Annotated in this window: 35 protein-coding genes and 2 tRNA genes; 1 reads left to right on the top strand and 36 read right to left on the bottom strand. The window is 51.5% G+C overall.

Features of this window, described 5'->3' with window-relative positions; all coding sequences use genetic code 11:
• Positions 1 to 14 precede the first annotated feature (14 nt).
• The 27 genes from I5P96_RS07610 to I5P96_RS07480 all read right to left on the bottom strand — a co-directional run bounded on the left by I5P96_RS07610 (position 15) and on the right by I5P96_RS07480 (position 15,520).
• Complete coding sequence (locus I5P96_RS07610) at positions 15 to 683, bottom strand: hypothetical protein (protein ID WP_223381397.1); 669 nt, start codon at positions 681 to 683, stop codon at positions 15 to 17.
• 6 nt (positions 684 to 689) lie between these two features.
• Positions 690 to 4,673 (bottom strand): DUF5906 domain-containing protein, encoded by a 3,984-nt coding sequence (locus I5P96_RS07605; protein ID WP_223383741.1) that lies wholly within the window; start codon positions 4,671 to 4,673, stop codon positions 690 to 692.
• A gap of 35 nt (positions 4,674 to 4,708) precedes the next feature.
• The gene (locus I5P96_RS07600; protein WP_223381395.1) at positions 4,709 to 4,996 is read right to left on the bottom strand and encodes a hypothetical protein; all 288 of its coding nucleotides are present in this window, start codon (positions 4,994 to 4,996) and stop codon (positions 4,709 to 4,711) included.
• A gap of 156 nt (positions 4,997 to 5,152) precedes the next feature.
• On the bottom strand, positions 5,153 to 5,704 hold the full coding sequence (locus tag I5P96_RS07595; RefSeq protein WP_118552948.1) for a hypothetical protein: 552 nt from the start codon (positions 5,702 to 5,704) through the stop codon (positions 5,153 to 5,155).
• Positions 5,701 to 6,234 (bottom strand): hypothetical protein, encoded by a 534-nt coding sequence (locus I5P96_RS07590; protein WP_223381393.1) that lies wholly within the window; start codon positions 6,232 to 6,234, stop codon positions 5,701 to 5,703. Before I5P96_RS07590 ends, I5P96_RS07595 begins: the two co-directional genes overlap by 4 nt.
• Entirely contained in the window at positions 6,215 to 6,382 is a 168-nt protein-coding gene (locus I5P96_RS07585) for a histidine kinase (protein WP_118552946.1), read from the bottom strand. The genes I5P96_RS07590 and I5P96_RS07585 overlap by 20 nt, the downstream gene beginning before the upstream one ends.
• A gap of 122 nt (positions 6,383 to 6,504) precedes the next feature.
• Complete coding sequence (locus I5P96_RS07580) at positions 6,505 to 7,491, bottom strand: DUF6353 family protein (RefSeq protein ID WP_223381391.1); 987 nt, start codon at positions 7,489 to 7,491, stop codon at positions 6,505 to 6,507.
• Positions 7,492 to 7,509: 18 nt separating this feature from the next.
• Positions 7,510 to 8,124, bottom strand: a complete 615-nt coding sequence (locus I5P96_RS07575) for a hypothetical protein (protein WP_223381389.1) — start codon at positions 8,122 to 8,124, stop codon at positions 7,510 to 7,512.
• Positions 8,125 to 8,194: 70 nt separating this feature from the next.
• Positions 8,195 to 8,527, bottom strand: a complete 333-nt coding sequence (locus I5P96_RS07570) for a hypothetical protein (protein WP_223381387.1) — start codon at positions 8,525 to 8,527, stop codon at positions 8,195 to 8,197.
• Positions 8,528 to 8,625: 98 nt separating this feature from the next.
• Positions 8,626 to 9,408 (bottom strand): DUF6353 family protein, encoded by a 783-nt coding sequence (locus I5P96_RS07565; protein WP_223381385.1) that lies wholly within the window; start codon positions 9,406 to 9,408, stop codon positions 8,626 to 8,628.
• Positions 9,409 to 9,470: 62 nt separating this feature from the next.
• Complete coding sequence (locus tag I5P96_RS07560; protein WP_223381383.1) at positions 9,471 to 9,695, bottom strand: hypothetical protein; 225 nt, start codon at positions 9,693 to 9,695, stop codon at positions 9,471 to 9,473.
• Between the two features lie 66 nt (positions 9,696 to 9,761).
• A complete protein-coding gene (locus I5P96_RS07555) occupies positions 9,762 to 9,926 on the bottom strand; it encodes a hypothetical protein (protein WP_223381381.1) in 165 nt (54 codons plus the stop codon).
• Between the two features lie 2 nt (positions 9,927 to 9,928).
• Positions 9,929 to 10,747, bottom strand: a complete 819-nt coding sequence (locus I5P96_RS07550; RefSeq protein WP_223381379.1) for a DUF6353 family protein — start codon at positions 10,745 to 10,747, stop codon at positions 9,929 to 9,931.
• Between the two features lie 69 nt (positions 10,748 to 10,816).
• Positions 10,817 to 11,044, bottom strand: coding sequence for a hypothetical protein (locus I5P96_RS07545; protein ID WP_223381377.1), 228 nt, complete (start codon positions 11,042 to 11,044; stop codon positions 10,817 to 10,819).
• Positions 11,045 to 11,110: 66 nt separating this feature from the next.
• Positions 11,111 to 11,338: a CTP synthase gene (locus I5P96_RS07540; protein ID WP_223381376.1), complete on the bottom strand. Its 228-nt coding sequence runs from the start codon at positions 11,336 to 11,338 to the stop codon at positions 11,111 to 11,113.
• Positions 11,339 to 11,372: 34 nt separating this feature from the next.
• A tRNA-OTHER gene (locus I5P96_RS07535) sits at positions 11,373 to 11,442 on the bottom strand.
• 53 nt (positions 11,443 to 11,495) lie between these two features.
• Positions 11,496 to 11,681, bottom strand: coding sequence for a hypothetical protein (locus I5P96_RS07530; RefSeq protein ID WP_223381374.1), 186 nt, complete (start codon positions 11,679 to 11,681; stop codon positions 11,496 to 11,498).
• Between the two features lie 152 nt (positions 11,682 to 11,833).
• Entirely contained in the window at positions 11,834 to 11,971 is a 138-nt protein-coding gene (locus I5P96_RS07525) for a hypothetical protein (protein WP_223381372.1), read from the bottom strand.
• A 55-nt stretch (positions 11,972 to 12,026) separates the two neighbouring features.
• A complete protein-coding gene (locus tag I5P96_RS07520; protein ID WP_223381370.1) occupies positions 12,027 to 12,329 on the bottom strand; it encodes a helix-turn-helix domain-containing protein in 303 nt (100 codons plus the stop codon).
• A complete protein-coding gene (locus I5P96_RS07515; protein WP_317850500.1) occupies positions 12,326 to 12,568 on the bottom strand; it encodes a hypothetical protein in 243 nt (80 codons plus the stop codon). The genes I5P96_RS07520 and I5P96_RS07515 overlap by 4 nt, the downstream gene beginning before the upstream one ends.
• Before the next feature lie 173 nt (positions 12,569 to 12,741).
• A complete protein-coding gene (locus I5P96_RS07510; protein ID WP_118552934.1) occupies positions 12,742 to 13,146 on the bottom strand; it encodes a hypothetical protein in 405 nt (134 codons plus the stop codon).
• Positions 13,147 to 13,187: 41 nt separating this feature from the next.
• Positions 13,188 to 13,439 carry a hypothetical protein gene (locus I5P96_RS07505; protein ID WP_223381366.1) on the bottom strand — a complete coding sequence of 84 codons (252 nt, stop codon included), beginning with the start codon at positions 13,437 to 13,439 and terminating at the stop codon, positions 13,188 to 13,190.
• A 96-nt stretch (positions 13,440 to 13,535) separates the two neighbouring features.
• Positions 13,536 to 13,766 carry a hypothetical protein gene (locus tag I5P96_RS07500; RefSeq protein ID WP_223381364.1) on the bottom strand — a complete coding sequence of 77 codons (231 nt, stop codon included), beginning with the start codon at positions 13,764 to 13,766 and terminating at the stop codon, positions 13,536 to 13,538.
• A 156-nt stretch (positions 13,767 to 13,922) separates the two neighbouring features.
• Positions 13,923 to 14,069: a hypothetical protein gene (locus I5P96_RS07495; RefSeq protein WP_158577531.1), complete on the bottom strand. Its 147-nt coding sequence runs from the start codon at positions 14,067 to 14,069 to the stop codon at positions 13,923 to 13,925.
• Between the two features lie 96 nt (positions 14,070 to 14,165).
• Positions 14,166 to 14,435, bottom strand: coding sequence for a hypothetical protein (locus I5P96_RS07490; protein ID WP_223381362.1), 270 nt, complete (start codon positions 14,433 to 14,435; stop codon positions 14,166 to 14,168).
• Between the two features lie 306 nt (positions 14,436 to 14,741).
• Positions 14,742 to 15,038 (bottom strand): hypothetical protein, encoded by a 297-nt coding sequence (locus tag I5P96_RS07485; RefSeq protein WP_223381361.1) that lies wholly within the window; start codon positions 15,036 to 15,038, stop codon positions 14,742 to 14,744.
• Positions 15,039 to 15,106: 68 nt separating this feature from the next.
• Entirely contained in the window at positions 15,107 to 15,520 is a 414-nt protein-coding gene (locus tag I5P96_RS07480; RefSeq protein ID WP_118552930.1) for a hypothetical protein, read from the bottom strand.
• A 482-nt stretch (positions 15,521 to 16,002) separates the two neighbouring features.
• Between I5P96_RS07480 and I5P96_RS07470 the strand changes: the two genes are divergently transcribed.
• Positions 16,003 to 17,220 (top strand): tyrosine-type recombinase/integrase, encoded by a 1,218-nt coding sequence (locus tag I5P96_RS07470; RefSeq protein WP_118552928.1) that lies wholly within the window; start codon positions 16,003 to 16,005, stop codon positions 17,218 to 17,220.
• A 182-nt stretch (positions 17,221 to 17,402) separates the two neighbouring features.
• Here I5P96_RS07470 and recO read toward each other — a convergent pair whose 3' ends face one another.
• The 9 genes from recO to tgt form a co-directional block, all read right to left on the bottom strand.
• Positions 17,403 to 18,149 (bottom strand): DNA repair protein RecO, encoded by a 747-nt coding sequence (gene recO / locus I5P96_RS07465; RefSeq protein WP_097792243.1) that lies wholly within the window; start codon positions 18,147 to 18,149, stop codon positions 17,403 to 17,405.
• A gap of 213 nt (positions 18,150 to 18,362) precedes the next feature.
• On the bottom strand, positions 18,363 to 19,283 hold the full coding sequence (gene era, locus I5P96_RS07460) for a GTPase Era (RefSeq protein ID WP_097792244.1): 921 nt from the start codon (positions 19,281 to 19,283) through the stop codon (positions 18,363 to 18,365).
• Between the two features lie 51 nt (positions 19,284 to 19,334).
• Positions 19,335 to 19,826 carry an rRNA maturation RNase YbeY gene (gene ybeY / locus I5P96_RS07455; protein WP_097792245.1) on the bottom strand — a complete coding sequence of 164 codons (492 nt, stop codon included), beginning with the start codon at positions 19,824 to 19,826 and terminating at the stop codon, positions 19,335 to 19,337.
• 51 nt (positions 19,827 to 19,877) lie between these two features.
• On the bottom strand, positions 19,878 to 20,840 hold the full coding sequence (locus I5P96_RS07450) for a PhoH family protein (protein WP_223381360.1): 963 nt from the start codon (positions 20,838 to 20,840) through the stop codon (positions 19,878 to 19,880).
• 251 nt (positions 20,841 to 21,091) lie between these two features.
• A tRNA-Thr gene (locus I5P96_RS07445) sits at positions 21,092 to 21,167 on the bottom strand.
• Positions 21,168 to 21,250: 83 nt separating this feature from the next.
• Positions 21,251 to 22,021 (bottom strand): hypothetical protein, encoded by a 771-nt coding sequence (locus tag I5P96_RS07440; RefSeq protein WP_223381359.1) that lies wholly within the window; start codon positions 22,019 to 22,021, stop codon positions 21,251 to 21,253.
• Positions 22,022 to 22,057: 36 nt separating this feature from the next.
• Positions 22,058 to 22,444, bottom strand: coding sequence for a TIGR04086 family membrane protein (locus I5P96_RS07435; protein ID WP_097792248.1), 387 nt, complete (start codon positions 22,442 to 22,444; stop codon positions 22,058 to 22,060).
• A gap of 64 nt (positions 22,445 to 22,508) precedes the next feature.
• The gene (gene yajC, locus I5P96_RS07430; protein WP_097792249.1) at positions 22,509 to 22,823 is read right to left on the bottom strand and encodes a preprotein translocase subunit YajC; all 315 of its coding nucleotides are present in this window, start codon (positions 22,821 to 22,823) and stop codon (positions 22,509 to 22,511) included.
• 81 nt (positions 22,824 to 22,904) lie between these two features.
• Entirely contained in the window at positions 22,905 to 24,050 is a 1,146-nt protein-coding gene (gene tgt, locus I5P96_RS07425; protein ID WP_223381358.1) for a tRNA guanosine(34) transglycosylase Tgt, read from the bottom strand.
• Positions 24,051 to 24,229 lie beyond the last annotated feature (179 nt).

Below are 24,229 nucleotides of genomic sequence, written 5' to 3'. Positions count from 1 at the left end.
TCAGTCTCCTATTTTTACTTATTGACTTTCTCTTCGAGAATTTCAAGATTGGCAGTAAGCGCTGCCATTTTAAGAAGCATGGTCACGCTGTTACCGTTTGCTGAGGCAGCGATAAAGTCTTTCAAAGCCTTATTGGCCTTGAAAACATACTCTTTCAGTACATCCTGATTTGCGGATCGATCCGGCGAAACAACAGTGCTTGGGCACTTATACTCGCTCTTCTCAATCCATGTCTTGATTTCCTTGTAGAAATCATCGCTGTTGCTGGCGCAGCGCTTCGCAATAGCCATGGTCAGTCCCTTCTCAGGGTCAAACCCATCCTTTACATTGCACTTCACAACGGTTTTGCTACCATCCGTCCAGAACACAATGGTTGCGGGGGGATTGAAGATCACATTCTTGATACTTGGTGCAGTCATATTGGTTTCCTCCTTCTTTTTGGCTGCCTCTTCCATCACACAGTCAGCCCAGTGCATGTAACGCATAGAATCGAGCACCGACCCTTCCCGCTTCCGAATACGCCAGTCACCCTGACGGTCACGCAGAAGATCACCCGGATTGAACTGGAACGTTCTTCCGTCTTCCAGCTCAATATTCATTTGAACAGAACCCAGTTTAGTGTAAAAGTTATTGACAAACCCGATATGATGGCCATAGGGGTCATACAAACTTCCATGACACATAAAATATCACCTCACTTCAAAATTTCTTGCAGCTTCATCCTGAATATCATTCCAGGGAGGAGTCCCAGAATCATCGGCGGCGAACCATTCGAAGTCGCCGTATTTGGAGATCTCATCGACAGCTTCATTGACTTCCTTGTCGAAGTATGCCTTGTCGATATCGTCCTCCATGTGGAGTGAATAGACCGCCTCGCTTTCCAGCCAACGGTAATCCTTTGCTCCGGTCACAGAAGCATATTTCCGTTCACCGGTATCACTCAGGCCCGCTTCCCGCAGCAGCAGAGCACCACCCTTTCCCGGAATAATGGGGCAGAACTGACCGACACGTCCCACAAAAATATAATTGTGTTCGCCTTCGGGCAGGTCCTCATTTTTATCCAGATAGATGGCACCCTTCGACACAGTTTTGGTCTCGCAGAGGTCAGGAAACTCGATGGGTTCCTTCGAGAAGAGCGTCTTGAAGACATACGGCACCTGGAACTGTGTACCGGTGGCAGTCCATTTTCCGCCTTTCTTCTCGTTCTTTTCGGGAATATAACCGTACTGCGCTTTTGCCGTATCCGCATCGAGATACTTTGCAATATAAACGGCGTTGTTCACCAGGCACATCTTTTCATAGGTAGCCTCGTGTTCAAACGTGTACCCGTACTTTTTCGCAAAGTTCATGCAGAAGTCGATGATTTCAGGCGTGGCATCCGGGATTTTGATGGAATCCGTCTTGATGTGTGCCACGGTGAAACCACGCTGCTGCACCTCGTCCTGCAACGTGCGCATGAATAAAGCCCCTCGAAGCGCCACAATGTTGTTGACGTTCTTGGGGTTGCGGAACGGGTTGTCAAAGGTCGCGCTGGTCATCCCGTACACCATGTTGATGGCGATCTTCAGCGCCTGTGTCAAGGCTTTTGCCTGGCCAGGGTCATCCAGATACTTCGCAAGTTTTCCTCCGAACAGCTTCTTGGCCTTGTCGTACTCACCATGCTTTACATGAATACGCACGTCCATCAAGTCGCTGAACTGCTTGGTGTACTCGCCAAAGTAATTCATGGCCACTGCCGAATGCGGATGCATGGATGCTACGTCCAGCAGAGCGATGTTGTGGTACATCCCCGGCTCGGCATACACATAGCCGCCCATGCCGAGGTCGGTGCCGCGGAACATGTTGTGCATCTTTCCGTCATCACCGCGTACCCATTCGTAACCGGGAAACGCATTGATGATGTTCTGATCCGTCAAAATATCAGGCTCAACTTCCACCACCGAATCCGATTTACCTGTTGCCAGGTCGGTGTAGACCAGCTTCGGATGCTTCTCCCGCCCAAATATAATTCGGGCGGTTAGGCTGTTGGTCGTGTCGTTGACTGTCATTCCGGCAAGGTCTGCCAGAATCTCACGCGCAATGAAGTCCGCCTGCCGGTCTTTCGAATAGAACAGCGCTTCCGTTGCCAGAACGTCGTTGTCGCAATACTCCGCAACTTTGTCCCAAAGGCTCTTCGGCACCGGCTGGTCCCAGGGCAAGCCAAGCTCCTGATGGTGGATGCCCAGCTCGATCTCGAACTTCTTCAGGCTCTGTTTCTTCGATGAGAAGTCATAAATATCCGTATAGGATAAGTTATAGGCCTCACCAAAGAAGCCCGTATGCTGGTTGATGATCTGGTTCGACAGGGCGTAGATCTGCTCATTGGACATTCCCAGCATTCGTGCCCAGAGAATATGGTTGTCGTACTTGCGGTTGTTGAAACCGACCAGCCGATACTTTGTCAGCCCTTCGATCTCCGCCGGGCTAGGGTTGATCATCCGGTAGACTTTATCCTGCTTGGCAAACTTCCAGTTTACAAGCAGTAGGTTCGGAAACACCTCGCAGTCGAAAAATATCATGGGCTTTTCTTCCCCGGTCGGAGCGTTGCGCTCGATGTCATCTTTTGACTTGAAGTGCATTTTCGATACGATCTTGAGGCATGCGTCTGCCTGGTTGGTGCTGTTGGCCGCGAAGGCAAGGATCACATTCCGCATATCATCGATGTCATACGGCACGTTTCCTTCATACGCTTCCTCCACGATGTGCGCAATAAAGTCCACGCTGGGCTTGGTGTAGGGGCTGATTTCCTTGGCGAGTGCTTTCTTGATGAGAACACGCAGATGCCGCTCATCCTGAATCTGCTTTGTGTCAACCATTTTTTCTCCCTTCAATGGTAAGCCGCTGCTGATGTTTGCGATGGAAATATCATTGCATTTCGACAGTTTTCTCCGGAGCGAGGCCTTTCCCGTGAACACCTTCACCTCGATATTCTCGTCATAGATCCGGCTCAGTTTGGCCGCATCGCCTGTGTAAATATAATGTAGGTGGATTCCCGCACCCGATTTGCTCAGCTCTGCGTAGGTTCTGGGCCATTTGGATGCAGCTTCGAGGTTTCGCTCAAAGCTCTTTTTCCCGTCTGGCCCCGGAATATCAAAGTCGATCACAATGTGGTTCTCCGGGACTTTCACATAGTGCAGTCTCGATGTGTCCAGTACGCCCAGTCTGGTCCTGACATTCTCCCACTTTTGCAGGGGCGTGCCATTTTCGTTCGCATACTGTGCCAGACAATCCTTGCAAATATCATTGAAGAGAGAATGCTGCTCTTTGAAGTCAATCCAGGACGAAGGCGGGGGGTCATTTTTCGCAGACTCCCCCTGGGGGGTATCCGCAAATTCCTTGAACTTGTCTGCCTTGAAACCGCTGTAATAGCTGCGCACCCGCTCACCGTTTACATCGGTTTCCCGCTCCTTGTAATCCTCGAAGTAGTTCATCAGTTCTTCCCGGAAGGCACGGCGCGAATACGGATATGGCACGTTTGCAGCCGTATTGTATTCGTTGTACATTGCCCATGCCCGTTTCAGGGAGACACCGTTTTCCTTCTTGAAAATATAATAGGAGTCCAGCATGAAGTTGTAGAAATCATTGGAAGCACCCATCATACGAGTCGGAATATAATCGTCGTACAAACGTTTGTTCTTCTCGTACACTTCCTTGCAGTGGCAGGCGATCCCGCCAAGTTCAAAGTCCACCTTGCCCACCAGGTCGAGGTATTTCTTTGCTGGTATCTTTTCCCCGCTCGGATTCACGTCAATGAGCCGTCGGATCAGGCCCGATTTCGCATCGGTGATTTTGACCGGCTTGTTGGTGCCGAGAAACAGGAAGCACTTAAACTGGTTTGCATAAGCGCTCCGGAATTTCTCATTCACCATCATCGTCTCGTGGGAAACGAGCGAGTTCAGCCGGGTATTGTCCTCGATATGTGACAGGTCACCGTCGTGCTGGATCGCGATCAGCGGGTTCGATTTGAACGCTTCCAGTGCAAACGCATTTGAAGATGATCCCAGCGCCTTCGAGTCGAAGGTGCCGCAGTACCCCTCGAACAGCTTCTCTACGATGTTCAACACCGTAGATTTGCCGCTTCCGGGCGGACCGTACAGCACAAGGAACTTCTGGATCTTTTTCGAGTCGCCATTGACGATGGCACCAATGGCCCATTCGATTTTTTTGCGCTCTTCCGGAGAATATAACGTGCCCACGAGCTCGTCGTAGGCGCTGATGCTCCCCTTTTCCAACGGATACGGCAGACGCTTGGACGCATAGCTGTCCTTCTTGACCGGGGTGTTTGCAAATATCAATGTGTCGTCGAGGGTATGATAGTTGTCCCGCATCTGCCGCTGGCAGTATCGGTGCCAGTTGTCGATCATGCCGGACTCCGCATCCCACATATGGAGCACCCGATAGCTGTCGTTGAGCAGCTGCTTGTGTTCCTGCACATAAATATCAAGCTCCCGGTCGATCAGCTGCAACGCATCCTGCTCCTCCGTGCTCCATAAACCGCGCTCTTCCAACCAGATCGCATAGAAATCAGAACCCCGGATCATCAGATCTTTGGATTTCTTGATGATGAATTTCGGGTAAATTTCGATCGTATTGCGTTTTCCCATCCGCGTTGCGATCATCAGGAAATCAATCATTGGCAACTGACTTCCTCCTTTCTACGAGGTCTGTGTCAGACTTCTTTTTTGTCGACGCGGGCCTTACCGTCGCAGCACACGTCCTGCGGCCGCTGCTCTTCAAAGAGACGCGCCTCAGCGTTCCGTGCGCGCTCCTCTGCTTCTTTTCGCTTCTTTTCGCTCTCCCCCAGCATCGTGCAGGCCTTCATGCTGAGCCATGCCAGCCCGATGATGACCAGATTCTTGCGCATGCACTTGCCGTTCAGGCGGCGGATGGTGTGGTTGGCCACCTCCAGCGCAGCCTTGCTGTTGCTCAGGTCGATCAAAATATCAGTCAGTTCCATTGTCAATTTTCCTCCAGTAATTCGGGTCAGCCAGAATCAGCCGACCAATGTTATTCTCGTTTCGACACGCCGTGATTCGCAGCATCACATGGGAATCGTCGAGTATTTTCTCAACGAATCCTTCCATAGGGATGCAGATTTTTGATTCATATGTCATCAAAACTCGTTCTCATTCAGATACGCCATCAGCTGATACCAAATATCAATCTGGCGCATGTCTTCGGTCGGATGGGAAAGTGTAAAGAGGCCGCCCGCACCGTTCGGCTGGTAGTCTCTACTGTCGAATCGGTCCAGAATAAATTCAGCCCGATCCTCGCTGAAGCGGCTGTCGTCCATCGCAGCGAGGCCCAGGCTGACCACCATGTTCCAGAACCACTGGCCCACGCGGTTGCCAGCCGTCACATCTTCCATGATGTGTTCCTCCACACGGAGTGCGAGGCCCACCATCATTTCCAACATACTGCATGGCTCACCGCCGAATGCCGCATCGATCTTCGCATACGGAATATCATTCTCCGTTGCAAATCGGTAACGCAGGTTGCTCCCATCCGTTGCCCGGCAGACGTCCATCTCGCATGCCGGGATGAATCTGCGGTTGTAGAGGAACATCAGCAGCCGGTGAAACGACAGGTTTCGCGGTTCCCATTCCCCGCAGACAATCTTATAGAGCCAGTCATAATACTGCTCTGTCAGCTTCGAAAAAGTCATTCATCTTCCTCCGATAAGACGTTTGCCCAGCACTGCTGAGCCTGAAGGATCTCATAGTCCTTGTGATAGTTGTTGTTCCGCACATGGATCATGCTCGGCGCAAACTCACCAATGTGCTTCAGCGCCTCCGTACCGATGAGCGTCGGAATATCATCCTCGTCCACCGGTTTCGATCCGCCATCGAAAACCAGTGCGCCGTCCGCGTAATAGGTCAGGAAACTCGTCTCGTAATCATCGTTTTCGCCAAAGTGGTCCGGCTCGATGATCTCGATTGGCTCACAGGTGGCAATGGCTTCCGGGTCCGACTCGGTGCGGTACTTCCCGGCCAGCTGCTCAAAGCTCTTCTGCGTCGCCTTTTCTTCGATCGTCTGGTCCATCTCAGCCTCTTTCTGCTGGTAGTGCTCGCGGACATCCTCGATCTGATGGTCAGCGTACTCCTGATACTTTTTCAGGAGCATCCTGTGCATAAAGTAGGCGCCGCCCACAAAGCCCGCTGCAAATATCAACACGTCACGAATGGTCTTGTTCATCGTCTTCTCCTTTGATGCTCATCATGGTAAAAGCCAAACCGCCAAAGAAAAGGGAGACACTCATCAGAATGCCTCCCACGACATGGCGCTTGCGTTTGGTATCGGTCAGATAGTCCAGAAACAGAAACATATTTTCCAAACTGTCCATAACACCCTCACTCCGAAAGAACCGCCAGACCGGATACGAAACAGACTCCGGCCATGGCAGCAAAAACGTAAGAAAGTCTTTTCACGAATCTGGTCATAGCGTATTCCTCCAAAATATCAGTCTCAGATCTTGTCGATGATCGGGCCGTCGCAGTTGAACCGCAGCATCACCGAGCGCTCACCGCCGCTGATGAAGCTGTTCAGAGCGTCGTTGCCCTCCACGTAGCTGGTGACGCCAAAATCCACATGGTTCTGCCGGGTCGGATCGTTCGGGTCATAGATCCAGCCCACGATCTGGCCTTCGGGCGTCTTCATGGTCACACCGCCGTGGGTGCCGATGCTGCTCAGAACGTCGTTCAAGAACAGATGCCCCTGCGTGCGCAGACGCTTGTTCGCAGCCTGCTCCATCAGGAACAGATAATTCCGGTTCAGCATGTTGTCCGGCTGCCAGGTGTCCACCGTCTCGTCAAAGATGCAGGTGTAGGGGCTGGTGTGTGCCATGGCGACGTCCTTGTACTCCTTGATGGCCTCCTCAACGCCCTGCTCGTTGGTGTTCTTGCTCTCGATCTCCACGGCTTTGATGTTGTGCTCCAGTTCCTCCTGCACACGGCTGCCAAAGCGGTCTCCCACGCGGGTCTTGTATTCGCTGAATGCCTGATCCAGCGCGATATAAGCCGCCGTCAGGCTTGCATTTCGCTTGCTCATAATGTGGTGCGAGCCGAACATGCAGCCCAGCGAAGCTGCACCAAGGCCGACCGCAGGCGCGTAGACCTTGGCCAACTTCAGGCCGGTCTGGATGTATGCCGTGGTGATGTCCTTCTTGAACTCCTTCTCGGTGTAGCTCTCGCCTTCGTCCAGCTGGAGCTCACCGTTTTTGATCTGGTCTTTCGCAGCGTGAATGCTCTCTACCGCTGCATTGTGTTCAGCGAGAATATCCTGCGCCTTGATGGTCGCCTTGCAGGCCAGAACCGTCGCAGTTACGCCGCCGATGGCAGCGCCCGCAATCATGATGGTCGGGCTTGCCTTCTTCAGCTTATAGCCGTACTTGGATGCCGTGCGGGTCACAGTGGCCATGATCTCGTCTTTTTTGATGCTTTTCAGGAACTTCATAAATATCAATCCTTTCTATCAGTGCAGCGGTACGGGCTTCGGCAGAACCAGACGGTAGCCACCCGGAATCCCCTTGATATATGCCTGATCCAGCATATACCAGCCATAGTTATAGTCCGTCGCCTCATTGGAAACGCCCATCAGGTCCCACAGGTCGCCCACGGTCACCTGCTTGTAGTCGCGGAGGGCGTTGTACATCTGGTTCAAAATATCATCCGCATCGCCACGGCATTCGAAGTCGATGTTCTGCAAACTCCGGCGCATCGGCGGGTTCGGATTCCCCGGCCGTCCGTTCTGACTGCCCGAATAATAGCGGTCATAACTGTTCCGCTGGGATGCAGAGCCGGAATATCCACCCGAACTCCCGCGGGAGCGGTCTTCGCCCCAGAGTGCAATGCTGATTGCCGAGTTGAAGATGCTCCACAGGCCGTTTTTGACCATTGGGACCAGATACTCCATCACGATGCGGTCTTTCACCGTTTTGAGGTCTTCCGCCAGAAAATCATTTGCGATCTTCTGAATGTCGTTCTGTTCCTTGACGGTCACCTTACCCTTGACAACCTTCTGGAACTTTTTCTTCGGTTCTGCTGGCTTCTGGCCAATGCTGGACTTCGGCATTTCTACTTGTGCCATACTGTCATCCTTTCAAAAAACAAAAAAGTAAGAGCCTACGATTTCTCGTAAGCTCTCGCTTCATCAAACATTACTTTTCCTCAGAAGTTTCCTCGATGTCCTCATCAACGGTTTCCTCTTCAGGAACTTCTTCCGTGATCACCAGCGGATTGCGCAGATGGATCTTCTTCTTTGCCTTCTTCGGCTTCTGCTCATCCTTTGCCTCCTTCTTGGCCTTGTGCTTCTTGTGCAGACCGTACAATACGGCTGCGCCAACGCCCACAGCGCCAACAATGAGTCCAAAGTTCGAACCAGAATTCGAAGACTGCTCCGTGTTGATCATCTCAACGCTCTCCTCCGGAACGACCTCAACAGAAGTCTCGTTCTCCATAGTAGTCTCGTTCATGTTCTTCATTTCGTCCATTTTTGTTACCTCTCTTTTATTAAAGTTCATAATGTCGGAGTATTACCTCCATAAAGGAAGATGAATTTTTCGCGTCTGGCCGCGGGATGTCGAAAATATCAATACCCCAGCCACTTCGGCGGCGTCGCATAATCGAGCACCAGACAGGGCATCCCGTCCTCATCCAGCTTCGAAGCATAGAACGTCTCGATCTCCAGCGTCGTTTCGGTATCCCAGCCGAGCAGATCTCCGTTCCGGTTGTGCTCCATGCCCAGATAGTCGAACAGGTCGTTTTCGGTCACCCGGAAATCACTGAGCAGCTGCTTGTTTGCACCGTTCAGGGCGCGTTCCAGTGCGTTCTTGCTCGTCCAGATATAATTCCCGGACAGACTTTCCCAGCATTTCACGCGCTGGTCATAGGAAATATCATCCGATTTGACGCCCTTTGCCACCGGGATGTTCTTCGGTTCCGGGCATTTTGCCATCTTGTCCAGGGTAACTGCCTCGCGGATCTCCTGCTCTTTTTCCTTGCCAATGGTCTCCACGACCTTGTCCTGGTAGGTCTTCAGCGCAGATTCCGACAGTGTGCAAGCCGCTGCCAGTGCTGCATTCCGGCGTTCATCCACATGGATGGCCCCAATGGTGCATACAGCGCTCAGGCCCATGCTCACCGCCGTCGGAATATAAACCGGGCCTGCTGTCTTGATGATGGTCTTTGCATCGAGCTTTTCGACACCCAGTTCCTTCTTTTTCTCATCCAGCAGGATCATGGCCTTCGGGGTGGCCGTCACTGCAAAATAAACGGCCGTGATGCCGCCGGTAATGGCCAGACCGCCCAGAATCTTGGAAGCGTTCCGACTCACGCTTCTCCGCGCTGCCCTTGCAAATGTTTTCAGGTTCATGTTCGTACCTCCGTAAAAATATAAAAAGAAAGAGCCTACGATTTCTCGTAAGCTCTCGCCTTTCAGATATGTCCGTGCTGCTTCAAATTCTCGAAGCGGATCTCTGTTTCCTTCTGACTGTCACGCTCCATCCGGATGCAGTCTTCAATGTATTCGCACAGCCGAATCGGCTGCATGAACAGGTACATTGCGATCGCGTTCAGCGTCCGCAGTCCGTTCAGTGCAGTGTGCTTCAGCAGCTTCACCATTGCCTGATCCAGAGTTGCATAATAATCATGGTTGTACATAAATATCAATCTCCTTTATTTGTCAGTTTGGATTTTCTTCCATAAAGGAGCCCGAATTTTTCGCGTTTACAAGTTCTTTTCTGCAAGCTGACGGCGCACTTCTTCCTGCACCATGTCTTGCAGTTCCTCTTCGCTGCGCTGGTCCTCGATCAAGTCATGCCCGAAGCTCAGAATAGCACTTGCGGCCATCATGGCAATGGATGCCACCTTCCACCAGTTGATCTTATTCATATTCATTCTCCTTTTTTCTCGCAGTAATTCGCATAGGGATCATAGTTGATATAATTCTCGATGGGCGGCTGGAATGCATCCACGTAGTAGACTTCAAGGCCGTCGTCTGTTGTCTGCTTGTAATACCGGAAGTCGATCCAGTAATATTCCCATTCATTTGCCAGATAATCCACCGACCAACCAGTTGTGTCCCCTTCCGGCAGATAATCCAGTCCGAGGTAATTATAAAGGCTGTTCATGGATGCCTCGCCATCCAATGCAAAGTCGCGGTTCATATGGTAGAACGCATCTGTCAATTCCACCTCTGTGGCATGGAAATATCTTTTTGAGATAGGCTCGTAGCAGAGCAGTTTTTCCTCTGCCATCTTGTCACGAACTTCAGGCAGCTTTTCTTCGCTGATCTGCTCCTGAATTTCTGCTTCTTTTTCCAGCCCGATGTTCTCAATCACCTTCTGCCGGTAGGTCTGATACGTCCTTCCCAGCGCCATATAGGCCGCAGTCAGGCTTGCGATCTGCTTTTTGTTCAGCGCGTTGGAACCCAGAATGCACGCAATGGTGCCACCGCCCAGAATCACTGCCGGTACGTAGGCTTTCCAGCATATCAGAGCGATTTGTTTCTTTGTCGGTGGTTCCTCCACAATGCCCTGCTCATCTTCGTTGTATGTTCGCAGCGCTTCATCCACTTCGAGCAGATGCTTTGCCTTCGTGGTTGCCCGCCCGGTTTCGATGGCCGTCGCCACGACGCCCACGGACGCCGCCACTGCCAGAATAGTCCCGCCATGCTTGCGCAAGAATCTCGCGCATGTTTTCGTCAGTTTCATGATGTTCAACCTCCATTTTGAAAAAATAAAGAGCCTACGATTTCTCGTAAGCTCAAGTTTGACTATTTCTCAAATATCCTTGTGATCTTGCCCCGTAAGCACTCCAGCAAAGTACGCCGTTTTCTTAAAGCTAAAACCATCATTCTGAAAACTCTTTTGAATATCATCATGAGTGATAGGATTGCCAATTGCCATGCCATGTGCAAATCCAATGCCTCCCAGCCATGCTAATTCCATAATGTTCCAAATCACAGCAGCTCCACCAATTGCGCATATAAGTTTCATTGCTTTTTTCATAAGTTCAACCTCCAAAAATATAATTCTGAGACTAATCATCTCATAAAGCATCGAGAAATTTTCGCGTCACAGTATGTCGATACTCCTCAGAATATCCACCAGATCCTTCTTGCTCATCTCGGCGTCGATATCCAGATGCACGTGAACTTTTTTCTCGTTCTCGCTGTATCCGGCAGAAATATCATTGAGATCGACGTTCACGCCATCATATCCCTGCTTACGGATCGCATTCCGAACCGCGTCCGAAATAAGCCCACGCAGAAATGCAGACTGGATGTGCATAATGTCCTCCATGATGTAGTACCTCCAAAAAAAAATATAAAAATGAAAAAGAGAATGGGCCTCGAACCCATAACCTCCACCCGAAAGTGGCGCTCTACCAATTGAGCTATCTCCTCCATAAAGGCATCTGAAATTTTCGCGTCTGAAAAAGATAAGAGGGCGTGATTTTTCAGATATTGTCCTCTTCCTGATTGCTCTCTTGCATCTCTTTCAATGCCTTCTTCTCGTTCCACTTTGCCCATGCTGCAAATGTGCCCAGGATTGCCAACGACAATCCCATGCCAACTCCGCAGCACTTAAAATAAGTACCCCAAGTCCAAGGTTTGTTCATAAAGTTCTTAATAGCTTTCATCATAGTTTTTCTCCTTTCAATGTAAGCCCTCTTACCTCCATAATAGAAGCTGAAATTTTCGCGTCTAAAAAAAAAGAAAGAGCCCATGCTTTCACATCAGCTCTTCTCCGGGACGGCCCAACTCAAGTTGTGTTTAACCGGTCTATCGTCAAATATCAGTCTTTCGACGGCCGGAATGCCCGACACAACAGCCATACAATAAGCGTTACAATTGCCATTGCAATTGCTGTCATGATCATCTGCCCAACCGTAATCGAATAATTCCAAATTTTCTTAAAAATAGATTCGTTCATATTACTTCTCCTTTTCTTGGGCCTTTGTCCCATAAAGCACGGAGAATTTTTCGCGTTACACTCCGGTGATCAGATTTACCCAAACATCATCCAGTTCCCTGCTGTCCAGTGCACATCCCAGCAGGCGCCTCGGACTCGTTTCCAGAAAACATGCCAGCTGTTCCAGCCGTTCATTGCAGGGGATCGTGTATCCGTTGCACCAGAATCCCACACACGTCCGGGATACGCCCATCTCCTTTGCAAGGATTGCCTGGCTGATCCGTCGCTCCTTCAGTTTCTTCTTCAGGTTCTCGCCGAACTGTGCCCGGTAGCGTCTGGGGTAAGAGGCTCGCACTTCGTGGTTGTTTTTCTCTGTCATATGATACTCCTGTCAAATACAGTCTCCCACCGTTCTCGCTTGATGGGCTTCATTCGCAATGCCCACATGATCTGGCGTACGGTCACGGTCGGATATTCTCCATTTTGATTTCTGCGCCCGGCATGGCTGTCGAAATATTCCCTGAATCCCCGCCGCAGATAGATCTTGTCGGTCAGCCATGGGTCGATGGCACTCCAGTAGGTCGATTTTGTCTTCTCGTTGAATCGCTGCTGGATCACACATAGCCCCCTCACACCTTCCTTGTAAAGGGTACACACACGATACACCGGATGATTGCAGCGGTAGACGCTTCCGTAATAACTCGTCCATTCATTGGGCGGCACTTCATGATATCGCATAAAAAATAAAGAGAGCCTGCGACTTTCGTCACAGACCCTCCTCGGTTCCTCCTTTACCTTCTGTCTGTAAAGCCTCTCTTGATCTCATGTAAACCTTCACGCATTGCTCCGGAAAGCTGCGTCACACCCCCAGCCTCGCAGATCGACCAGTATACGGTCATCCCAATCGTGCCGACAAACGTCAATGCCTGCATCCCCAACTTTGCGATCTCAAGGTGACGCGCCTTCGCAGCCTTCTCCTGATCATTGATGACTTCCTGCTCTTTTCGCCTCTCGTCATCCGTTTTCAGGTTTTGGTCGCTCTCCTGCGCCTCGCCCTTGAGCTGCATGTCGTACAGCTTCAGTGCCGTGTTTGCCGCCGAATTGTACTCGTCCGTACCCGGTTCCAGGTCTTTGAGTTTCGCCAGCGATTGCTTCGCCGCTTCCATCAGCAATTCTTTGTTTTCGTAAGATTCCATTTTGATTTTCTCCTTTACAAAGTAAATTAGAGTTTCCTCCATTAAGCAGAATGTTTTTCTCGCGCCGAGATGCTCCGGACGTTCAACAGCACATGGTCCCGTCCCCGGATGTCATCCGGCGTCGTGTCCAGGTCCAGGAACATGTAATTCGGTGCGTCCTCGTCTCCCGGCGCGATTACAAGGTCTCCGACATCGTTCTGGCTCTCGCTTAGCTGGAAACCGATGGCCACGCCGATCAGAAGCCCCATCCCAAAGATCAGAACAGCAAAGATCATACCAAGTTCAGCGTTCATTTTGAAATCTCCTTTGTACTACTATACCTGTGTTTACGGTCGTCTGCGTGATGAAAAAAATAAAAGAGCCTACGATTTCTCGTAAGCTCTCACGCCTTAGATGTCTTTGCGAATCATAAAGAGTTCGCCATTCGATACAATTACTCGAACCATTCCACGGCAGCGGATACGGTCGATTGCAACGTTGTAAGCTGCTCGTGCTGTCTCACTCGTAGCGTAGTCATGTTCCACAAACATCACTTTGCTCCGGCTTTCTATAAACACGCGCAGTTTGTCCGTCGCGTCAACGTATCCTCTGTCGTACTTTCTCTTATTCATCTTGTTCATAATATCAATCTCCTTTCAAATTCCGGAAGACATCTCTTCCATAAAAGAAGCCGATTTTTTCGCGTTATTTCGTAACATTCTATGCTAGGTTAGAAAAATTATATGTAAAAAGAAAAGAGCGTATGTTTCCATACGCCCGTTTTCCAGTAGAATCCATCAGCGGATACCACACCGAACATCATTCAGCATGAGGAGTTCTTCTCCTTCGTTCCAGCCAGCATACGGGTCGCTCATCGACTCGTTAAATGCCTTCAGGATCGAATTCATCATTTCCTCAAAACCATTCACAATATTCTTCAGCATAGTAGTTTCCTCCTATAATTGGTTTATTTCTTCCATAATAGGAGCTGAATTTTTCGCGTCTGCGCGTAATAAAAAGAAAAAGGAAAGAGCTTGCGCTCAATCCTCCTTGAAAACGTATTTCCTGGTCAGCTTGATTGTTGCCATTGCAGTCATAGCAATCAGGATCATGCAGCCGATGAATGCCGGTGCAGCATTGCAGAATGTGTCCACCATGCTCTGAGTATCAAGCCATGCTCTGCCAAACGCAGCCATTTCGCTTGTATTCTCGAAAACATAGTTGTGACCCATTCCGGTCTGCATAAGTACCAGAATCCATACAACTTCTTCCTTTGCCATTTCGATGCAATTCATCATAATTTCAAACATAATAAATCCTCCATTTTGAAATGTTGTTTTCTTCCATAATAGAGGTTGCATTTTTCGCGTCTGCATAAAAAAATAAGAGCCTGTGTTTTCACAAGCTCCATTTTGATCAGTGTTTCTTCTTTGTTCTGCTTTTCACCTCGTTTGTCTTTGCTCCGATCAGCTTTGCCAGTCTGACCAGAATCACAACGATCAAAATCCAGATAATCAAGTTAAACATTTTTCATACCACCTTTCTCATAAAGGCGGCTGTATTTTTCGCGTCCAGATAAAAAGAAAGAGCCGCAGATTTCTCCACAGCTCTCGCCTTTAGCAAACGATGTAGTTCGTCGGTTTGGTTACATACTCGATGATTCCTGCTTTCTTCAGCAGCTCAAAGTCCCGTGCAATGCCGCGCAGGTCATAGTTTTCGAGCCTGAGCTGATACTCGCATTTCTTATGATCCTTATCACCACAGCTTCCCAGCTTGTTCACCAGCGAATCAGCGATTCGATAGTCAATCACGCAGTTCCTGCGGATGATCTCTTTCATAAGATCGCGACGATCAGTCATATCGTCAACACCCTTCACGTCAATGTACATAACGGTCTTTTTTGCCTCAAACATAATAAAATCTCCTTTACATAATCAATTTTCGTGAACTTTCGTCCATAAAGGAGCCTGTATTTTTCGCGTCATCCGCGTTCTTTGCTGAGAAGCCAGAAAAAATAACGGTAATATTCGTAGTACAGTTCCCTACAGCAGGGGCACCCGTTTGCCCGCAGTGCATCATAGCCGAGACCTTCTGTAACACCTCTTAATAAGTACGGCCCGACCGCTGAATCAAATTGCCGCATGCACCCTTCCAGAATATCAATATGGCTGGAGTAATAGACGCGTGCAAGCGCCTGGCGCTCCGTCTGGCTTTCCGGAGGGTCACCTTTGAGGATTCCCGAAATATCGCTGGGTGAAAGTTGCCATCCGTCGATGTAGTTGAGTGCTTTTTTCCAGTCATCGTACTGGCGACAGAAGTGCTTGAGCTCGTAGTACCGTTCTGCCGGAATATAATAGGGGTTTTTCTTCGAAAGTTTGGCCCGTTCTCCTTTCATTTCTCGCCCCTCCATTCGTAGCCAGTCTGTTCGTAGAGGAGCTTCGGCGAAATATAATAGCTGATCCGACCATACTTCGAGTCCATCTGCCGGACGTCTGTCACAGTGTGCCCGTTCCGTGTTGCCTGGCCGATTGGCAGCCAGCCTGCAATGATTCCAGCTCGCACCCATGCAGGGTCTCGTCCATAGACCCTCGCAGCCACACGCACCGGCACAGACCCCAATTTTAATTTCGCTTTGTCCATTTTACATTACTCCTTTTTACTTATTCTAAGAGCATTTTTCTGCATCTTAGGTTCAAAAGGATATTACCTGACAAAGCGGTCGTCTGCGTGATGTATTTTTTTCTTTTTGCCCTCAAAGGATTGACAATGAAATATTCATCGTTTAACCTAGAATAGCTTTTCAAAAATAAAAAGCCCGATTTTTTCGAGCTTTCCATTTTGATTTGCGGTATTCTATAAAATTGTAAGGAGGTACCTATGTTAAAACCATGCCCCGAATGCCACAAGAAGGTGAGCGACCAGGCCGTTGCATGCCCTCACTGTGGATACCCGCTAAAAGCACGACAAAAACCGGTGTATGCAAAAACATCGCAAAAGCATATGCGGCTTCCAAATGGATTTGGCCAGATCACAGAGATTCAAAATGCGCGTCTTAGGCGTCCATTTCGTGTAATGGTCACCGTCGGAAAATCGCCAGAAGGCCGTCCAATTGTCAAGCCACTTCAGCCAGTAGCCTATTTTGCGACTTATAATGAAGCGTATCAAGCACTTGTCGAATATCACAGAAATCCGTTCGATCTTTCCAATCTTGTCACGATGGATGAACTATACGCGCATTGGTATGAGGAACGAACAAGAAACGCTTCTCCACAGGCCCTCCGGCAATATAATTCCGTTTGGGCATACGCCGAAGAACTTCACGCCATGCCAATTCGAAGTGTCCGTGCCTGCGATCTCAAGAAGGTCATCATGACAGCCCATCGAACAATTCATGGAAAAGAACGTGCAGCATCTAACAATACGCGAAGCAAAATGAAATCAACATTCGACCAGCTGTTTGATTATGCAATGGCAAACGAGCTGGTAGATAAAAACTGTGCGCGGACGTTTTCGCTCAATATCGAGGCACCAGTCGTCCACAAAGAACACCTTACCTATACAGATGAAGAAATAGACCTTCTGTGGAAAAATATTGATCTTCCATTTGTCGACATTGTGTTGATTCAATGCTATTCGGGATGGCGGCCACAAGAACTTCTGAATCTGAAAACATGTAATGTTGATCTCGAAAAGAAGAGTTTTCAAGGTGGGATGAAAACAAAGGATGGCAAAAACCGCATTGTTCCGATTCACTCTCGGATTTATCCGCTTGTTGAAAAACACTATCTTGAATCGGTAAACGACAACAGTGAATATCTCATCACGCAGCACTTTCGCAGCACAACAAGGGTAATCCAGATGAACTACGATACCTACCTGACCGGGCTGCAAGCGATTGTGAAAGAACTTGGCTTGAATCCGGAACATCGTCCTCACGATGCACGTGTAAGATTTGTCACCGCTGCCAAGAAAGCTAAAGTAGATGAATACGCAATCAAGATCCTCGTTGGGCACCATATTCAGGATATCACCGAAAAGACATATACAAAACGTGACCTTGATTGGATGCGCGACGAAATCGAAAAAATCAATTAAAAATCCATATTGGGTTTATTCTAGCGACACGACTCCAGAAATAGAATTACTGTACGAATTACTTCATTTTCATGGCCTTTTATTGAACCTTTTTTCGAAAAATAAAACGTAGTTAAAATGTTTTTGACTCACATCAACTCCGAGCAGTTTCCATAGTAATGATCCCTTTAGAATTTGTTCGGTCAGGGCAGAACGGATTTCAGAAATGAATAGCTCTTCAGCGGCTTGTCGAGGTGGGTCAGCGCGTATTGCTCTGCCACCGCCGATAGCTTGGCCAGACTGCCGACCGAGATCTTGAATGCAAATATTTTTTTGTCCTCTACGAGGCAGATGTGCCGCAACGCATACAGCGCACCGGCGTCCAGGTTGCACGGCTTCCCTGCCTTCTGCGCACAATCCGGGCAGAGCAGATAGCCCTCCTGCGGGTCGAGATAAAACGACGCATCGTCATACTTTCCGCACACATTGCAGCAGGCAAGCTGCGGCAAAAAGCCGCACTCACTCATGGTGCGCAGCTCGAACACCGCCTTGATGACGCGCAGATCCGCTTTCTGGCGGCTGATCATGTACAGGCAGTTGAGCAGAAGCCGAAGCTCCTTGCCCGCTTCGGTGCCGGTCGGCGAGAGCGAGACCGCCATCTCATCCAGATACATGGCAAGCCCCATCCCCTCGATGGAGGAAGAAACTCCGTGGAAAATGGTGTTGACCGAAGCCTCCCGGACCGTGTACATATTCCGCCCCGGAACAAGGACAAATTCCGAGTAACAAAAAAGCCCGCAGGCGCTGAATAATTTGCTCTTCAGCCGCAGGCTGTTCGGCGCCGAAGCCGAGATCACACCAAGCTCCGGTGTCAGGATGGTCAGGATCCGGTCAGCCTCTTTGTACCGGGTCTCCCGCAGGACGAGCCCCATCGTTACGATCGTATCCATCAGTATCTTCTCCTGCCGGAACAGCAGGCTGTTCCGCGTTCTGCTGCCTGTAATCCAGGTAGCGGAGGATGTTTCCGGTGCAGGCAAATGCCTGCCAGTGTGCGTCAGCGTCCATAGGCCTCCCCTTTCTGCGCGGCAGATGCCGCCCATGATAGTATTGCCTTTATCCTAGCGCACCACCCGTGGAAAATCTGTCCGAATCGCGGCGCAGGCTCAGCGATTGTTCGGGTTCTGCTTGAAGCCAAAGTTGTTCAGCAAAAACTCATTGTCACGCCAGTCGGCTTTGACTTTGACCCAGCACTGCAGGTTAACACGGCAGCCGAGGAACTCCTCGCAGTCTGCACGGGCCGCACTGGCGATCTTCTTCAGCATCGCGCCGCCCTTGCCGATGACCATGCCCTTGTGGCTTTCACGTTCGCAGTAAATGTTGACGTCGATGTCCACAAGGTCAGTGCCGGGCCGCTCTTTGAAGCGCTCCACCACGACAGCGATGCCGTGCGGGATCTCGTCCCGCATGAACAGCAGCGCCTTTTCGCGGATGACCTCAGCCACCAGCTCTTTTTCGGGCATGTCCGTGTAGGCGTCATCGTCAAAATAGTGAGGGCCCTCTACCGCATACTGGCTCAGCGCGTCGAACAGCTCCTCGCAGCGGTCGTCGGCGCGGACGCTGACGGTATAGATGGCATCAAAGACACCGAGCGCCTTCAGCTCTGCCTTGCGGGCTTCGAGGTCCGCCGGGTCTTTGACGAGGTCGGTCTTGTTGATGACGGCAATGGCCGGGCCGCCGCTGCTGCGCAGAGCGTCCACCAGGACCATTTCCGGCTCATTGAGTGCACCGTACGGCTCAAACAGCATCATGGAGACATCGACGTCCGCGATGGAATCACTGGCCGTCTTGTCCATCCGTTTGCCCAGTTTGTTGTGTGCCTTGTGTACGCCCGGCGTATCGAGCAGGACATACTGCAACGGCCCGCGCGTCACCACACCGGTGATGCGGGTACGGGTCGTCTGGGGCTTGGAGGTGACGATGGCTACCTTCTCACCGACCAGACGATTTGTCAGGCTGGATTTGCCGACGTTCGGCCGGCCGATGACGGCCACAAAGACCGAAGAGGTCTCATAATGCTGCTGCATTGGGGCTGCGTTTTTCAAAATAGAACTCCTATCCCTTCCAAGGCTTCTGTGTTATTCCGTGTAGCTGACCGTGCGGGGCAGACCGAGCTGGGTCAGCACGGCCTCTTCCTTCTCGCGCATCCGCATGGCTTCCAGACCGCCGTTCTCGTGGTCATAGCCCAGCAGATGCAGCATCGAGTGCACCGTCAGGAAGGCGACTTCGCGCTGCAGCGGATGACCGTAGAGCGTGGCCTGTTCCTGTGCGCGCTCCATGCTGATGACGATATCGCCCAGCATCTTGCAGCCGTTGTTCTCATCGACATCGTACACGCCGTTTTCGCCCAGAGGAAAGCTCAGAACGTCCGTGGGCATGGGTTTGTTGCGATACTGGTTGTTCAGCTCCGCAATGGAGGCATTGTCAACGAAGGTCACGCTGATCTCAGCAGGGTCATCGAAATGTTCATATTCCAGCACGGCGTTGCAGGCACGGCGGATCAGGATGCGGAGGCCCGACGGGACCTTCACAGCCTTCTGGGAATTGGTGATCAAAACTTTATTGGACATAACAGTCCGCTCCTTTCTTTTTATGCTGCCTTTTTGAAAGCGTTATGGCTTTCAGCGCTTGGCGGGGTGCGCGGCGGCTTCGTATGCTTTGATGATCTCCTGGACCAGACGATGACGCACAACATCCTTTTCGGTAAAGTAGCATTGTGCGATGCCGTCCACACTTTTCAGGATCTGCAGCGCGTCCACAAGACCGCTGCGGGTACGGTCGGGCAGGTCGATCTGTGTCACATCGCCAGTCACGACCACTTTGGAACCTACACCCATACGGGTCAGAAACATCTTCATCTGTTCGGGGGTGGTATTCTGCGCTTCGTCCAGAATGATGAACGAGTCGTCCAGAGTGCGTCCGCGCATGTATGCGAGCGGCGCGACCTCGATGATCTGCTTCTCCACCAGACGCTCATACGTTTCGGCCCCCAGCATATCGAACAGACCGTCGTAGAGCGGGCGCAGATAAGGGTCTACCTTCTGCTGCAGGTCGCCGGGCAGAAAACCAAGCTTCTCCCCTGCTTCCACCGCCGGGCGGGTCAGGACGATGCGCGAGACGTCTTTTGCCTTAAAGGCTTTGACGGCCATTGCAACGGCCAGATATGTTTTACCCGTACCCGCCGGGCCGACGCCAAAGGTCACTGCATTCTTACGGATGGCGTTGAGGTATTCCTTCTGCCCCAGCGTTTTGGGGCGGATCGGCCGCCCCTTTACGGTGACGGTCACGAAATCCTCCGTCAGCTCTTTGACGCGCTTTTCCTCGCCGTCATGTGCAAGGCTCAAGCAATAACGCACGGTCTGCTCTTCCAGCGGGGTATGATTCTCGATCAGAAGGAGCATCCCCTCAATGGCACGTGCCGCAGCGGCAACATTGGCGCTTTCACCCGACAGGCGAAGCATTGTGCCGCGGCAGACAGCCGTGACGGAAAACTCTTTCTCCAACAGGCGGATGTTGCGGTCACAGTTTCCAAAAACCGCCGCCGCGATCTCCACACTATCCAGTTCGATGCTCTTTTCAGCCATACGGCCCCTCCCGAAATCTCAATAGAATTCCATATTTATTGTACCACCAAAAGTGCAAGAAGAAAACTGTGAAAATTGCACAAAATTTTAGTGAAGGAATCTATCGGGCAAAAACTTGATGCAGACCATTAGAAAATGTTGCCGACAAGACCATGTTGCAAAAAGTGTTACAAAAAATTTGGGGCAGTACTTTATAAACAAGAAAAAGTCCTACGAATTCCGCGAAATCTAGCGATAATTCGTAGGACTTTTGGAGCTACTGATCCGATTCGAACGGACGACCTGCTCATTACGAGTGAGCTGCTCTACCGGCTGAGCCACAGTAGCAGACCAATGTTCTGCAACGTGATGTATTCTATCATAAAAGCCGGTGAGTGTCAAGATAGGAATTTGTTTTTTGCGCGAACTTCTTAAAATCCCTTCATCTGCCCGCACAGATACAGCATCCCCGTTGCGGCACCGCAGATGGGAAGCAGGAGAAACAATGTGCGGACGAACTGGCCGACCAGGCTCCAGGCTCCGGCGGAGTAAAGCGACGTTCCGAAGGAGCAGCGCTGGATCTTTCCACTGACCTGCAGCGCCAGCGCGCCGAACAGACACAGACAGCCGGCGGCAAGCGCGGTCGGAAGCCCGGATGCGGCGGAATAGACCAACAGTGCCTTCCAGTTCAGGTTGGTCAACAGCTGAAAGGACAGCATCCCTGCCCCGGCCCCATAGAGGATCAGGAAACAGAAAATGGGCAGAGAACCAATTGCGGACAGACCCAGCAGAAGCAAAACGGTCAGCGCCCCGGAAGCGGTCAGAAGTTCTGTCCGAAAAAGGCCCATTGCCTGAGCCGCCGTTTCCGCTGCAAAGGAAGTCCGCCAGCAGCTGAGATAATAGTCGAGCATTTCCAGCTCGCCGGCGCTACACAGAGCAGATAGAACACCCGCAAGAAAGGTCCCGAACAAATACGCACCCGCCAGCAGGATGCAGCTGTGATCGGCCCGCAGAGAGCGTTTCCGGGGCGTTTCCATCGGCTCCGGAACGGCCGGGATCGCTTGTGATGGTGCATCCGCCGGGAGCGGCTCATTTGGTTCTGGAAGTGTAACGTTGGTTTTGAGCAGTGCGCTGTCCGGCACAGACGGTGCAGACAGCGGTTCCAAGGGTTCGGACGATTCCGGCTTCTGATAGACCCACATCTTTGGACTCCTCCTGTTTTGCGCTCTCGAATCGTTTCAGTGATGCCGCCGTTCGGTGCGCAGCATCCCGAAGATGCCGCCCAGACAGCCAAATAAAAACACCAGAGCAAACCGCACAAGCTGCATTTCTGCGGGTGCAAACCCGGCATAGAGACCAAACCCGGTCAGGAGCAGTACGAACATTGCCCCCTGGATGGCTCCACAGACCAGCCCGCGGCTGCGCTGAAAAAATGCAGCCAGCCACCCGCTGAGCAGGCTGCCTGCGCAGACTGCAGCGCTTGCCATCGGCCAGGCCGCAGCCTGCGAAAGCCCATGCCGGACCATAAGATACGCCAGCCCTGCCATGCAGGCACCGGCAAACGCGCCGCCGATGCCGAACGCCAGCAGCGCCGCCCCTACGGAGATCTTCTTTTGTTCAGACATAAAAACGCGCCTCCCTGCACTACTGTATGCAGGAAGGCGCGTGAAAAAGTACCGGGTCTTGAAATTACTTTTTAGCGGGAGCGTTGTCCATGTTCAGCTTCTCAACAGAGCTGATGGCATTCTTGGTGAAGCGGATCTTCACGCGGTCAGCGCCGGTCTCCAGAACGAAGGTGTCGTCCTTGATGGCAACCACACGACCGATCACACCGCCGATGGTAGTGACCTGATCGCCGATCTCCAGAGCAGCACGCATGGCAGCGTCCTTCTTCTCCTGCTTCTTCTGGGGACGATAGATCATGAAATAGAGCAGAACCAGCATCAGAGCCAGGGTGAAGAACAGGCTGATGTAGCTTTCGGTCGTAGTCGTCAGAAATTGCATGGGCAAAATCTCCTCTCAAAATTCAGATAATCTTATTATAAACCCTTCTTCGGGCGGTTGCAAGGCCAAAGTGCGAAAAACTCAGATTCTTGTATCCAGGAGCTTCACATAGCGGTCATGGAAGGCGGTGAAGGTGCCTGCGTCCAGCTCGTCGCGGATGCGCTCCATCAGATGGTTGTAGAACCACAGGTTGTGCATGACGGCCAGCCGCATCCCCAGCAGCTCTTCCGCCTTAAACAGATGGCGGATATAGGCGCGGGAGTAGTTCCGGCAGGCCGGGCAACCGCAGGTGGGGTCGATGGGGCGCTCATCGCGCTCGTACTTGGCATTCTTGATGTTGATGATGCCGCCCCAGGTGTTCAGGTGGCCGTGGCGGGCGTTGCGGCTGGGCATGACGCAGTCGAACAGGTCCACGCCGCGGGAAACGGCTTCGATGATGTTGCCGGGTGTGCCGACGCCCATCAGGTAGCGGATCTTATCCTTGGGCATGTGAGGCTCCACCTGGCTGATCATCTCATACATCACATCGGTAGGCTCGCCCACTGCCAGGCCGCCGATGGCATAGCCATCGAGGTCCATCTCGGCGATCTGCTTCATGTGCTCGACCCGCAGGTCGGCAAAGGTGCAGCCCTGGTTGATGCCAAACAGAAGCTGGTCCGGGTTGACGGCTCTGCCCTCGTGCTTCAGGCGGGCCATCTCCGTTTTGCAGCGGGCCAGCCAGCGGACGGTGCGGTCGCAGCTTGCCTTGGAATAATCGTGCTGCGCGGGGTTCTCCACACACTCATCAAAGGCCATGGCGATGGTCGAGCCCAGGTTCGCCTGGATCTGCATACTCTCTTCCGGGCCCATGAAGATCCGGTGTCCGTCCAGATGGGACGCAAAGGTCACGCCCTCTTCGGTGATCTTGCGCAGCTTGGACAGGCTGAACACCTGAAATCCGCCGCTGTCGGTCAGGATGGGGCCGTTCCAGCGGGTGAACTTGTGCAGGCCGCCCATGTCGGCCACCAGCTTGTCGCCGGGGCGCAGATGAAGGTGGTAGGTGTTGCAGAGCATGACCTGCGCACCGATATCCTTCAGGTCCTGTGCCGACAGGCCGCCTTTGATGGCACCTGCCGTTGCGACGTTCTGGAACGCCGGGGTCTGCACGGTGCCGTGCACGGTCTTGAACTCGCCCCGCCGGGCGTCGTGCTCCTGCTTGAGGAGCTTGTACGTGGTCAAAGAAGGCATAAACGTTTCCTTTCTGTGCACGGAAAACAGCCGTGCATCCTGTGCCGCACACCTGCGGCGTCATCAGAAATAGTGTACCAGAGAACGACGGATCGTTATCTTTCTTGATGGGATTCTTGCCACAATCAACATTGAGCCATTGCTTTTCTCTACATACAAATATCGCAAAAAGCGCGAAT

Origin of the sequence: Faecalibacterium prausnitzii, from assembly GCF_019967995.1 — a bacterium.
Taxonomy (GTDB): Bacteria; Bacillota; Clostridia; order Oscillospirales; family Ruminococcaceae; genus Faecalibacterium; species Faecalibacterium prausnitzii_E.
This window is presented reverse-complemented; position numbering and strand designations above follow the sequence as displayed.